Raw genomic sequence first — 13,374 nt, forward strand, 5'->3', positions numbered from 1 at the left:
CGGTGAACCCGTGCGAGATCACGATCGCGCCTCGGAAGATGCCGGTCGCGCCGTCCTCGCGCAGGGCGTCGAATCTAGCCGAGTCGTAGCACACGTAGTGTAGCCGGCCGGCGTGTGCGGCCGAGGCATCGCCGGCACCGAGAGCGCCTGAGGCGGGTATTCCCGATGCTCCGGGCGCGACCGCGCCGCCGTCCGACGTCCCGCCGCCAGGAAGCGGACGCGCGGGCAACGTCGGCAGTCCGTCCGCCTCGGCCGGCTCCATCCATCCTTCGACGCGGCACTGCGCCAGGGCCGGCAGGATCGTGCGTTCCATCGTCGACGCGTAGTCGGCTTCGTCGATCAGTTTCACGTTCATGCCACCATGCTACCCAACAATCACCCGCATGGAATTGGGCAACATACGCTCCGCAATGCGGTTTCCCGTGCCGGCCGGCCGGGACCCGCGGCCAGACCACGCCGGACCGCCGCATACGACCGGCGCGCTCACAACACCGCACGCACGTCGTCGAGCGTCAGGGTTTCCGGAACGTCGTCGATGCTATTCGGCACGATATGCGTGAATTCGGCCTTGTTCACGTCAACGCCGAACAGTCGTGTCCACCACGTGTCCGACTGCGCTCCGGCGACGTAGACGCCCGCGGTCACACCGACCGTGAAATACTGCCAGCCGGGATCCTCGTCCATGCCATGCGTGACGAGAAACATGAGCACGGTCTCGCCCGGTTGCGGCACGATCAGACCGTCGGAGTCGGCGACACCCTGCACGGCGGTGACCGTATCGCCCCGACCGACGTCACCTTTGAGCACGGTCTTCACCTTGATGTCAAGCACGTCGGTCGGCCAGCCGATATCGCTGACGACGGTCCGCGGGTCCCCGATCGTTCCGGCGACGATCGCATCGCTGGCAGCCGCCATCTCCTGGAGGGAGCCGTACGCCTTCGCCCGATCGATACAGCATGCGGCGACCCGCATCGCCTCCTTGTCCGAGCGATCCACCACGACGACCCCGCACGCCGTCAACGCGACCGACAACACACACGCCGATACCGCAGCCATCATCGCCAGGCACAGCCGACGAATTCGGCCACCATGCCGACAGCCCGTCCCGGCCGGCATCCCGCTGTCCATTGCGGCTCCTTTCCCACGCAACCGTCGTTGGTCGCACCGGTCGATTCCAGTGTATGCCCGGCCATTCATCGTCGATGCTATACACGCAGGCGAGTTATCCACAGTGCAGTTATCCACAACACGCCGAGCAATCGAGCCTGCGTCCACAACGACCGAAATCCGCTCCGGCATCGTTCCATCCACACTATCCTGCTGACATGGGCAAGAACAACCGACACGTCGACATACTGCTGCGGCAGGCGCAACAACAGTGGCGTTGCGTCATCGCGAACGATCAGACCGAACGCATGGCTCTGATCCGACGGGCGCAGCAGGGCAAGGTCGCCCGGCCATACCGCGGACTGTACGTCGACGCCGCATACTGGCAGACGCTGAATCCGTCGCAACGAATCATCCATCTGGCACGAACGCTGTGCGAAACGCATCCGACGTGGGTGTTCGCCGGTCCGACCGCCGCGGCACTATACGGCTACGATCATCCATGGAGCATCCATCGTGCCGGGCTATACATCGCGGACAGCGTCAACGCGACGGGCCGACGGAACGCGACGCCGCTCAATCGCATATACATGCCGGACATTCCGGTGAACGTCATCAACGGCATCCGGCTCACGTCACCGGCCCGCACGTTGCTGGATTGCGGGCTGATACTGCCGTTCGGCATGGGACTGGCGATATTCGACGCCGCGCTTGCGACTCATACCGTGAGCAAGAAGGACGTGCTCGACCTGTGCGATCACATTGCACGCGATTGCACGCCGGTGATGCGCCTGCTGCGATACGCCGATCCCAAAAGCGAGAACAGCGGGGAATCGACGATGCGGGGACTGATCGTGGAGGACGGATTCATGGTTCCCGATCTGCAGCGGGTGTTCACCAATCCGCAGAACAGTCAGGAGAGTTATCGCGTCGATTTTTCGTGGACGCTCGGCGACGGGCGCATCCTGGTCGCAGAATACGACGGCATGGCGAAATACACGGACCCTTCCATGACCGGCCGGCAATCCGTGAAATCAGTGGTGAACCGGCAGGTGCAGCGGGAGCGCAACCTGCTGGCGTGGGGAGCAAGCGCCATCACGCGGCTGGATTACGACGATATCATCAACCGGCAATCCGCCGTGGACAAATTGGTCCGGCTAGGGGTGCCGAGAGGAGCGCCACCGTTCGTGTGAAGCATCCGGTAGAGGCTGATGGGGGGGGGTGACAAGCTGGCAACTGCTGGCGAGCGGGGTGATGGGCGAGGACAGCGAACGGCAAACAGGGTGCCGGAAGCGCGAGCAGGAGCCAGAAGAGGTCCAAATAGACTGGGACCCAACTAACGCAAAAGCGGTTTGTGGCGTTAGATTGCACAGACTGGGTAGGACCCAACTAACTGGAGTGGGAGCAAACTAACACAAAAGAGGGCTGCAACATTAGATAGCACAGGATGAGTGGGACCACGCTAACGTAAAAGAGACATACCGCGTTAGATTGCAAGAAACTGGTAGGACCCAACTAACAGGAATGAGAGCCAACTAACGCAAAAGAGGACTGCAACGTTAGATTGCACAGGCTGGGTAGGACCATGCTAACGCACAGTGCCCTAGCACCCAGCCAATGCCCTGCCCACGTGCAGCACCCAGCCAGCCGACATCCCCAGCCCACACACAACGCCCGGCCGCCGATGCCAGCCAGCCGGTACGACACCTGACCAGCCCGCACAGCACAACCCCGACCAATCCGTAGCCACCGTCCAACACGCAGGCCCACAGCCGGCACGACCGGCGGCCACCTCGTCACATCACCTTGGTGCTTTCGAGGTTGCGGATGATCCAGTCGTTGAGGCGGATCACCGGCTTGCGCAACACCAGCCCCAGCAGCAGCGAAGGTACGAGGAACAGCGCCAGTTCGCCCATCGCCACCCAGTACTCCATGCCGTAGGCGCCGGCCATGGCCGAATGCATCGCGGAGACCGCGTACGGGAAGAGCAGCCAGTGGGAGACGGCCTGGAAGAACGGCGGCAGCGTCTCGATCGGGAACGTGCCGCCCGAGCCGGCCACCTGCATGACCAGCAGCACCACGGCGATGGCCTTGCCGATGTCGCCGAACGAGACGGTGAGCGTGTACACGAGGTTCGAGAACACGATCGACGCAAGCCAGCCGGTAAGCATGAACAGGAACGGATGCTCGCACTGGATGCCGAGGTACAGCAGGTCGCCGAGGCACAGCAGCGTGCTTTGCAGCAGCGCGAGCACACCGAACAGCATGTACCGGCCGAAATACTCCTCGTGCAGCCGCAGCCCGAAGCGCCGCGCGTTGCCGGGGGATTCGGCGCGCGGCTTCATCAGCACGTCGAGCGCCGCCGCGGGCCCGGCCGCGCGACCGGCCACGAGCGCGTCGTGCAGGCCCATCTCCTCGCCGAGCGGCAGCGAGTTGCCCAGGCCCAGGATGCGGGCCTTCTCATGGTCGGAGATCGTCACCTTGAGCATGGCCACGAGGATGATCGCGCCCACCCACACGGACAGGATCGTGTAGAACGGGGCCATCGCCGAACCGTAGTTGGCGATCGGGTACACGGCCGTGCGGTCGAGCGCGACCGGCGCGGAGATGAGCGTGGCGATCGCGTCCGGATCGGCGCTGGTCAGCTGCGACAGGTCGATGCTGCCGCCGCTCGCCAGCGACGTGAGCTTGTCCTTGAGCGTCGTGAGTTTCTTCGCGGACTTGTCGAGCGCCGCGGACGCCTTGCCGAGCGTGTCCTGCACGTCGGCGATCTGCGTGGCGATGCCGCCGGAGAGTCCGGACACGTCGTCGATGGTGCCGTCGAGGCTGTCGGACACGGTGCCGATCTGCGCGGCCACGTCGCTCACGGACGACGAAAGCGCGTCGAGCTGCGGCTTGAGCGTGGTGCGGTACGTGTCGGACGTGTCGGTGACGGTCTGCTTCGCGTCGGCGATCTTCTGCTTGAGTTCGGCGCGCACGGTCGCCGCGTCGGCGGTGCCGTCGTTGATGCGCGTCGCCGCGTCGCCGAGCGCGTCGGCCGCGTCGGCGAGCTTGGTCTGCGCGGATTCGGCGCGGTCCGCGGCGCGGTTGAGCGCGCCCTTGACATCGGGCAGCAGCGTCGCGTCCGTCTCGTCGGCGAGCGCGCGCAGCGCGGACGCGTACGAGCCGAACGCGTCGGACTGCTTCTGCACCTTGCCCTGCATGTCGGTGAGCTTGTCGGCGACCTGCCCGGCCTGCGAGTCGATGTCGGTGAACGCGGCGTCGATCTGCTTGTCGACGTCGTCGTACGATGCGGCCGCCTCCTTGAGCGCTGCGCTCACGCCGCCGGATGCGCCGGACAACGCCTTCTCGAGGCTGGACAGTCCGGTCTTGCCTTGCGATATGGCCGTTTTGGCCGTCTCGCCGTTGGATTTGACCGAGCCGAGCAGCTTGTCGGTGGAGTCGATGATGCTGCCGGCCGCGCCGAGCAGCGTCGCGTACGAGTCGACCTGCCTGGCGGTGGAGGTCAGCTGCGAGGCGAGCGAGCCGATGTGGCCGGTCGCGTTGTCGACGTACTGCGCGACCTGCGGGCTTTGCGCGTAGTCGACGACGCTGGAGGCCAGGTCGAGCGCGACCTCGCCCACGGTTTTCACGAAGGTCTGGTCGATGGTGGTGGCCACGGTGGTCGCGCCCGCGTCGGTGATGTGCGGGGCGATCGGGTTGATTTTCTCGTTGAGGTAGTATTCGAGCTTCGCGTGCTTGATCTTGGAGGAGAAGACGGTCATCATGTCCGAGCTGAAGCTTTTCGGGATGATGAGCGCCGCGTAGTATTCGCCCGAGTTCACGCCGTCGATGGCCTGGTCCTTGTCGACGAACTGCCAGTCGAGCTGGTGGTTGGCGCGCAGCGCGCTGGTGACCGTCTCGCCGACGTTGATCTTGATCGGCATCAGGTCGGACTTGTAGCCGGCGTCGACGTTCGCGACGGCGACCTTGAGCGACTTCGTGTTGCCGTACGGGTCCCAGCTGGCGGCGATGTTGTACCACGCGTACAGCGAGGGCACGATCACGAGTCCCATCGCGACGATGATCGCGATCACGTTGCGCGTCGACTGGCGGACGTCGCGTACGAAGATGCGCCAGATGTTCCTCATCGTGCGTCTCCTTCCGTCGTCGTGCCGGCCCCGCCCTCGCGGAACACCGGCAGCTCCTCGGTCACCTCGGCGATGTCGGGATCGTCGTCAAGCGCGACGTCCGCGTTCGGCACGCGCCACGGCGCATGCTTCGCGTGCCGTCCCACGCCGCCGCGCGTGCCGGGCCGCAGCCAGACGTACCCGTTGAGCATCACGTTGCGGAACTCGTCGGCGCTCATCGCGCTCACGCCAAGCTGGCGGGCGTAGCTTTCGCGCGTGTATTCGACGACGATCAGATACGCGTCGATCAGGATGATCGAGGCGATCCACGCGGTGAGCATCGCGATCTTGTTCGTGAGCACGAACAGCAGCACCAGGAAGATGAACGGCAGCACCGCGAGCAGCGCGAGACCGGAGATGATGAGCTTCGGATAGCGCATGAAGAAGCGGTGCGCGCGCCGCTTGACCAGCGAGTGCAGTTCGCCGCCCTCGCTGACCTTGCCGAACAGCGCGTTGAGGCTGACGCGCTCGTTGACCATCGAGTTGTGTTCGGTGATCATCAGGTCCGTGTCGCCGAGGCGGCGGTCGAACAGCGCGTTGAGGTTCATCGCGTAGCGGCGCACCACGAGTCCGACGAACAGCGCGAACGGCAGGTAGAGCGCGAGATGTCCCATGTCGAGCCAGTAGTGGTTCTCGTACGTGCCTGCGATGGGCCCGCGCATCGCGTTGATGCCGTACGTGAACGGCAGCCACGGGTGCAGCTTGCGGAAGAAGTCGGGCATCATCTCGATCGGGTACAGGCCGGACGCGCCCGGGATCTGCATGATGACGAGCACGACGGCGACGGCCTTGCCGATGTGGCGGAAGGCGACGGCCAGCGCGTAGATGATGTTGATGTAGACGAACGAGCAGAACAGTCCGGCGAGGATGAACAGGAACGGGTGCGTCATCTGGATGCCGAGCGCGATGTCGCCGACCGTGGCGATGAGCGCCTGCAGGAAGCCGACGACGAGCAGCAGCAGCCAGCGGCCGAGGTAGGCCTGCGATGCGGAGATGGTGCCGAGCTTCTCGAGTCCTTCGCGGTCGACCTCGAGCTTGTAGATGGCGATGAGCACGAATCCGCCGACCCACAGCGCGAGGTTCGTGTAGAACGGCGTGACGGCCGAACCGTAGTTGTCGACCGGGTAGACGATCTTCTCGTCGAGGCTGACCGGCGTGCCCATGAACTTGCCGAACTCCTCGTCGTCCAGGTGCAGCGTGTCGCGGATCTTCTGGTAGGCGGCCGAACTGTCGAGCGTGGCGATGTCGGAGCGCACGGTCTCCACGTCCGCGGCGAGCTGCTTGAGCGAATCCTGCGTGCCGGCGAGCGTGGTCTTGGTCTGGCCGATCGTGGTGTTCAGCTGGTCGAACAGGCCGTCGGCCTGGTCGAGCGTGGAGGACAGCGAGACGAGCGTGCCGTTCAGGGTGCCGTTGAGCGTGGCGAAGCTGTCGAGCGAGGAGCTCAGCGCGGGCATGACGGTGCCGGTGAGCGAGGCGCGCGTGGCGGCGATCGCGGCGAGGCCGCCGTTGGAGGCGCTGCCGACCGCGCCGTTGAGGTTGCTCGTGGCGCTTTTGCCGGATGTGATGAACTGCGTGGTGTCCTTGCGGAACGTGTCGAGCTGGTTTTGCTGCGCGGTGATCACGCCGTCGACCGTGTCGATCTGTGTCCAGATGCGCTTGCCGAGCGGGCCGGTGGTGTCCTGGTCGATGCCGGCCGCGTTGAGCGCCTTCTTGAGGTTCGTGAGCGTGGCGGCGGTCTGGTCGAGCGGCTTGCCGATGCTGTCGGCGATCGAATCGACCGCGCTTTGGGCGGTGTTGAACGTGCCGGTAATGCTGCCGGCGGCCGCGTTCGCGCTGGATGCGGCGGCCGCGAGCTGCAGCGATCCGTCATCGAGCGCGCCGGTGAGCGTGGTCGAGAACGACTGCGCGCCCTGCTGCGCTTCGGCGAGCAGCGTGCCGGACTGCTTCGACGCCTTCTGCGCGGCCGCGATGGCCTGCCGCAGGGTTTTCGTGTTGCCTTTGGCCTTGTCGAGCGAGCGTTGCGTGGAGGCGAGCGTGGTCTGCATGGAGTCGAGCGCGTTCTGCGTGTCGGTCAGGCTGGCGAGCACGGTGTCGAGGTCGCCGATCGCGTCGCTTTGTGTGTTGCCGGTGGTTTTGTCAAGATCGTCGCCGGCCGCGGAGATGGCTTTGGCGACGGTGTTCGCGACGGTGGTGACGAACGTCGAGTTGATCTGCGTGTCGATGGTCGTCGCGCCGGTGTCGGTGATCTTCGGCGCGGTCGCGTTCTTCTTCTCGTTGACGTAGTACTTGATGCTCGGCCGCTTGGACGATCCGGTGACCGAGTTGACGAGGCTTTCGCTGAAGTCCTTGGGCAGGACGATCGCCGCGTAGTATTCGCCCGACTGCACGCCGGCGAGCGCCTGCTCCTCGTCGACGAACCGCCAGCCGAGGGCCGTGTTCTTCTTGAGTTCGGAGACGACCTGCTTGCCGGCGTTGAGACTGCCGACGAGGTCGGATTTGGTGCCCTTGTCCTCGTTGGCGACGGCGACCTGCAGGTTGCCGGTGGCCGAATACGGGTCCCAGTTGGCGAGGATGTTGAACCATGCGTACAGCGAGGGGATGATGGCCACGCCGAGCGTGACGACGAGCGCCACGGGGTTGCGCAGGATGCGGCGCAGATCGCGCGTGAATATCGTCCAGATCGTGCGCACTACATCCTCATTTCTTGTTCCCTGCTATGGCCAGTTACGTCAGTCCCCACTATATGACGCGCCCGTACCCGTCCCGGCGCGCGAATGGCGGGGATTGCGGCATGCGCGAACACGAATGCGATACCCGGCGTCGAAGTGTCTAACGCCGGCCATCCAGCGCCGGGCGCCCGACGCGTCTCGCGCAGTGTCGCGTGGCGGAAATCGCTCGCTGAGGGATCACGAGCGAGCGTTTTCCGCCACGCTGCCCTCGGAGGGGAGGGGAGGGGAGCAGCGCCTCATGCGAGCGCGTCGCGCAGGAAGTCGCGCTGGAGGATGAGCAGGTTCTCGGCCACCGTCTCGTCGTTGGTCATGTGGGTGATGCCCGTCAACGGCAGGTAGGTGTGCGGGCGGCCCGCGGCCATGAGCGCCTGCGACAGCCTCAGGCTGTGCGCGATGGTGACGTTGTCATCCGCGAAGCCGTGGATGAGCATCAACGCGCGTTCGAGCTTCGGCGCATCCTGCACGATGCCGTTGCGCTCGTACACCTCCGGGTCGAGACCCAGGTAGCGTTCGGTGTAATGCGTGTCGTACAGCGTCCAGTCGGTGGGCGGGGCGCCCGCGCAGCCGGCCTTGAACACATCCGGCGCGTCGAGCACCGCGAGCGCGGACAGGAAGCCGCCGTACGACCAGCCGATCATGCACACCTTGTCCAGATCGGGCGCGGGGATGCGCATGGCGTCGCCGTCGGCCGCGGCAGCGGCGTTCAGCGCGGCGACCGCGTCCGGCAGCGCGTGCACGGCCTCGACCTGGTCGGCGAGCGTCACGTCCTTCATGTTCTCGAAGATCGCGCGGTCCCACTTCGGCCCGCGGCCGGTGGTGCCGCGGCCGTCGGCCGTCACCACCAGGAAGCCCTGGTCGGCCCACCACTGGGCCTCCCAGTAGAACGCCTGGCTGGCGATGACCTGCTGGAATCCGGGGCCGCCGTACGGCTTCATGAGCACCGGCAGCTTCTCGGCCTGCGCGTACGGGCTATCGGCGCTCGGCGCGATGATCGCCGTGTACAGGCGGTGTTCGCCGAGCCGCGTGAACGTGAGGTTCGGCGTGAAGCCGGGTTCGGCCGCGTGGTTCGCGATCGCGTGGCCGTTGTGCAGCATCGTCGACCTGGCGTGCGCCATGTCGCGTCCGGAGACGACGATGCCGCCCTCGCCGCGCGACGCGGTCCACGAGCCGGGCGCGTCGGTGACGGGCGTGATCGTGCCGTCGTACGCGATGCTCGCCACGTCGAAGCTGCGCGCATCGTGATCGCCGAGGCGACGCTCGTCGGCGGCGGCCGCAGCCCACTCGTCCGGCACGTCGGGCGCGGTTTCGGGGGAGCGCTGCACGAGCGCGAGCACATCGCGGTCGGTCACGTCGAGCACGCCGCGCACCTGCCAGCCGGCGGGCGTGAACGCGCGGCCGTTGACCGTGAGCCGGTTCGTGTCCTCGTCCATGTCGTTGAGCGCGCCGATGAACCGGCCGTCCGGCGTGTACGCGGGCGTGCCGGGGATCAGGTCGATCCACTGGTCGTTGTGGTGCGTTTCGAGCACGCGCGTCGCGCCCGCATCGTCGCCGTCGACGGTGACCGAGAGCACCTGATCGTTGCGCTGGCAGCGGTCCTGCACGAGCACGAGCGGATCGCGATCCTTCGCCCAGCTGACCGCCGCGATGTATTCGTACGTCGCGCGGTCCCACTCGACCGGCGCGCCGTCGATGCCCGCGTACGTACCGTCCGCATCGAACGCGAGCTCGGCGACGGTCAGGTACGTCTCCGCGTTTTCGGTGAGCGCGCGCGGATAGCGGCGGCCGACGGCCGGACGTTCCGGATTGGCCGGATCGCTGATGTACCAGATCGGCTCGCGCGCGGTGTCGAACGTCTCGAAGAGGATGTGGCGCGAATCGGGGCCCCACCAGAAGCCGTCGTAGCGGTCCATCTCCTCGCCGGCCACGAATTCGGCGAGGCCGATCTTCCACGTGTTCTCGCCGTCGGCGTCGTCGGTCTCGTCGTCGACGCCCCAGATCGTGCCGATCCGGTCGCCGGCCGGATCGGCGGCGATGTCGATGAGCACCAGATGCTCGCCGGTCGTATACAGCACATGCCTGCCGTCCGGGCTGATGCGCGGGTTGAGCACCGGACCGTAGACGCCCTGCTCGTCCGTGTCGAGCTGCGCGGCGGCCAGCTGGCGCGTACGGCCGGCCGGAGACGCGCCGGACTCGCCGGGCTCGCCATCGACGATTTCGGTCAGGAACAGGCGGCCGTTGATCGTGAACACGACGCGGCGGCCGGCCGCATCGACCGAATAGGAGACGATGCCGGAACCGCCCTCGCGGGCGCGCTCGCGACGGGCCTTCTCCTCGGCCGGCACGTCCTCGCTGTCCGCGTCGGCGAGCAGCGCGCGCGGGTCGGCGAGCAGGATCTCGCGATGCGTCTCCTTGCCGGCGGCGTCCTTGCCGATCACGCTCAGCCACAGCGCGGTCACCAGATCCTCGGGACCGTCGGAACGCAGGAACAGGGCGCGCGAGCCGTCGCCGATCACGCGGGCGGAACGCGGCGCGCCGCAGCCGAAGCGCAGCGTGCGGGCCCGCAGACGGGGAAATTGGACGATATTGTCGTTGATATTGGTCATATCCCTTACGCTAGTCGGCCGGTTGGGCATACGTCGCCGCGGGCTCCCAGCACGCTCCCGGAGCGTTCACCGTACCGCCACGGACGTGGAAATTTTGCGCCCATGAGACCGGTTCGGGCCGGATTTTTTGGTCAGGTTCCCCACTGCGCGTAGGATGGGTGAGGATATGTAGAAAGGGATCACCATGAGCGTTCTCGACCGTTTTGAGAAAAGTGTAGAAGGCGCGGTCAATGGCGTGTTCGCCAAATTCGGGTCCAAGGACCTGCAGCCCGTCGACCTCTCCAGCGCTCTCGAGCGCGAAATCGACGCCGAAGCGATGCCCGTCGGCCGCGATCGCACCGTGGCTCCGAACGAATACCGCTTCAAGCTGAGCACCCCCGATTTCGACCGCATCGAGCAGTGGGGTTCCGAAACGCTCGCCAACGAGCTGGCCGACAACCTCACGCAGTACGCGAAGAGCCAGCACTACGCGTTCGTCGGACCGGTCGTGGTGATCTTCGAGGAGGACCTCGACCTGACCAAGGGCAACTTCAACCTGAGCTCCGAGTCGGTGCAGGGCAACGCGGTGCCGGTCACCACCCCCGACCAGCAGACGCAGGACGATCCGATGCTCGAGATCAACGGCAACCAGTACCTGCTCACCAAGGAGAAGACCGTGATCGGCCGCGGCTCCGGCTGCGACATCATCATCGACGACCCGGGCATCTCCCGCCGCCACATGGAGATCGACATCACGCCGAACGGCGTGATCGCGCGCGACCTCGGCTCCACGAACCACATGTACATCGAAGGCCATCAGGTGCCGATCGCCACGCTGCTCGACGGCAACACCATCACCATCGGCCGCACACGCATCCTCTACTGGGCTTCCTCGCAGGAGCAGGAGTAACCTTCCGAGGAGCCGTCCACATGCTCACCGAACTGACCTTCGCGATTCTCAAATACGGATTCCTTGTTCTGTTATGGGTGTTCGTATGGCTTGCCATGCGCTCATTGCACAAGGACATGGAAACGCTCAGCCCGCACGCGTCGCGCACCCACCGCCGCAAGGAGCGCCGCGCGCGCAAGGCCGCCGAATCACCGGCCCCGGTGGCCACGTCGTCCGCCGTGCCGGTGCGCGTGCCGGCCAACGAGCCGCCCACGCCGAATTCCGATCTGACGCTGCTGGTCATCATCGACGGCCCGCTGGCGGGCGCGAGCGTGCCGCTGACCGGCGAGTCGATCTCGCTGGGCCGCGCCGCGTCGAACACGGTGGTGCTCGACGACGAGTTCGTCTCCTCGCACCATGCCCGCGTGTACCAGGATCCCGCCACCGGCGACTGGGCCATCGAGGATCTGAACAGCACGAACGGCACGGTCGTCAACGGACAGCGCATCAGCGCGCCCACCATTCTTTCCGCCCGAGTCCCGGTGCGTATCGGTTCCACCACCTTTGAATTGAGGTGACCGCCATATGCCGAATTCAGCTGCGTCGCAAACCTTGTTCCTCTATTCCACGACCGTCTCGGACGTGGGCACCGTGCGTTCCAACAACCAGGATTCGTCGTTCGCCGGCGAGCATCTCGCCGCGATCTGCGACGGCATGGGCGGCCACGCGGGCGGCGACACCGCCTCGACGATCGCCATCCGCTCGCTCGCGCATATCGAGCACGACGACGTCAGCGGCGACATCCAGGCCGTCTCGCGCATGTTGGAGACCTCGGTGATCGCCGCGCACGACGCGATCGTCGGCAAGGCGAAACGCGAACGCAAGCTGGCCGGCATGGGCACCACCGTCACCGCCGTCGTGCTGGTGGCCGGCTACTGGGTGCTTTCGCACATCGGCGACTCGCGCGCGTACCTGCTGCGCGACGGCAAACTCACGCGCATGACGCACGACCACAGCCTCGTGCAGCATCTGATCGACATGGGCCGCATCAACGAGACGGAGGCGAAGAACCATCCGCAGCGCAACGTCGTGATGCGCGTGCTCGGCGACTTCGACATCGATCCGCGGCCCGACATCGCGATCCGCAAGGCGCATCCGGCCGACCGCTGGCTGCTGTGCTCGGACGGCCTGTGCGGCGTGCTCGAGGATTCGACGATCGAGCAGGTCATGGCCGACTGCACCGATCAGGAGGAGTGCGCGCAGCGGCTCGTCGGCATGGCGCTCAAGGCCGGCAGCACGGACAACGTGACCGCCGTGATCGCCGACGCGACGCTCGCGCTCGACGCGGACGCCTTCGACCTGCCGCATCAGACGCTGCTCGTGGGCGGCGCGGCGAGCGCCAGCCTCGAGCCGATCGCCGACATCGTGAACGCCCCGGTCGCAACCGCCCCCGCGCTGCGCGAGGACCAGACCTCGCCGGCGATGCGCGCGGCCGCGCTCGTGCAGGACTCGAATCGCAAGGACAAGACCGGCCCCGCGCCGCGCGTGGTGCAGCCCGCGGACGTGCGCGAGGAGAACGGCGACCGCACGGTGCCCGACACGGGCGAGATCCCGGTGGTGCAGAAGTCGGACGGCCGCATGACGGCCGATCCGAACGATCCGGAGGTCAAGAAGGCGATCCACCACGAGCAGCTCGAGCAGCGGCATGCGAAGCGCGTGCGACGCCATCGCAACCGTTTCGCGGTGACGCTCACGTCGATCGTGGTGCTGGCCGTGCTGGCCGGCCTGGCGTGGGGCGCGTACGCGTGGAGCCAGAGCCGCTACTATCTGGCGGACAGCGACGGCGTGGTGACGATCTACCGCGGCGTGAACACGAATCTGTTCGGCCTGTCGCTGTC

The 13,374-nt window shown here is 66.3% G+C and carries 8 protein-coding genes and 1 pseudogene; 4 read left to right on the plus strand and 5 right to left on the minus strand.

Translation table 11 applies throughout. From position 1 onward, the window contains the following. A pseudogene (locus JS533_RS12260) lies at window positions 1-355 on the minus strand (hypothetical protein); the annotation flags it as partial. A 128-nt stretch (window positions 356-483) separates the two neighbouring features. After that, window positions 484-972, minus strand: a complete 489-nt coding sequence (locus tag JS533_RS12265; protein ID WP_241514970.1) for a hypothetical protein — start codon at window positions 970-972, stop codon at window positions 484-486. Between the two features lie 353 nt (window positions 973-1,325). Here JS533_RS12265 and JS533_RS12270 point away from each other — a divergent pair, with 353 nt between their 5' ends. Beyond that, entirely contained in the window at window positions 1,326-2,300 is a 975-nt protein-coding gene (locus JS533_RS12270) for a CTP synthase (protein WP_241514972.1), read from the plus strand. 603 nt (window positions 2,301-2,903) lie between these two features. On the opposite strand, the gene JS533_RS12275 is transcribed toward JS533_RS12270, so the two are convergent. The 3 genes from JS533_RS12275 to JS533_RS12285 all read right to left on the minus strand — a co-directional run bounded on the left by JS533_RS12275 (window position 2,904) and on the right by JS533_RS12285 (window position 10,608). After that, window positions 2,904-5,237: a YhgE/Pip domain-containing protein gene (locus tag JS533_RS12275; RefSeq protein ID WP_241514975.1), complete on the minus strand. Its 2,334-nt coding sequence runs from the start codon at window positions 5,235-5,237 to the stop codon at window positions 2,904-2,906. Further along, a complete protein-coding gene (locus tag JS533_RS12280; protein WP_241514977.1) occupies window positions 5,234-7,966 on the minus strand; it encodes a YhgE/Pip family protein in 2,733 nt (910 codons plus the stop codon). The genes JS533_RS12275 and JS533_RS12280 overlap by 4 nt, the downstream gene beginning before the upstream one ends. Before the next feature lie 275 nt (window positions 7,967-8,241). Further along, window positions 8,242-10,608: a prolyl oligopeptidase family serine peptidase gene (locus tag JS533_RS12285; RefSeq protein WP_241514978.1), complete on the minus strand. Its 2,367-nt coding sequence runs from the start codon at window positions 10,606-10,608 to the stop codon at window positions 8,242-8,244. 184 nt (window positions 10,609-10,792) lie between these two features. On the opposite strand from JS533_RS12285, the gene JS533_RS12290 reads away from it, so the two are divergent. From JS533_RS12290 to JS533_RS12300, 3 genes are all read left to right on the plus strand, one after another. After that, a complete protein-coding gene (locus JS533_RS12290; protein WP_033492756.1) occupies window positions 10,793-11,497 on the plus strand; it encodes an FhaA domain-containing protein in 705 nt (234 codons plus the stop codon). A 20-nt stretch (window positions 11,498-11,517) separates the two neighbouring features. Next, the gene (locus tag JS533_RS12295) at window positions 11,518-12,054 is read left to right on the plus strand and encodes an FHA domain-containing protein FhaB/FipA (RefSeq protein WP_241514981.1); all 537 of its coding nucleotides are present in this window, start codon (window positions 11,518-11,520) and stop codon (window positions 12,052-12,054) included. A 7-nt stretch (window positions 12,055-12,061) separates the two neighbouring features. Then, window positions 12,062-13,374 (plus strand): PP2C family protein-serine/threonine phosphatase (locus tag JS533_RS12300; protein WP_241514982.1); only part of this gene is annotated, 1,313 nt, incomplete at its 3' end.

The sequence above is a fragment of the Bifidobacterium amazonense genome, from assembly GCF_018555435.2.
GTDB classification, from domain to species: Bacteria; Actinomycetota; Actinomycetes; order Actinomycetales; family Bifidobacteriaceae; genus Bifidobacterium; species Bifidobacterium amazonense.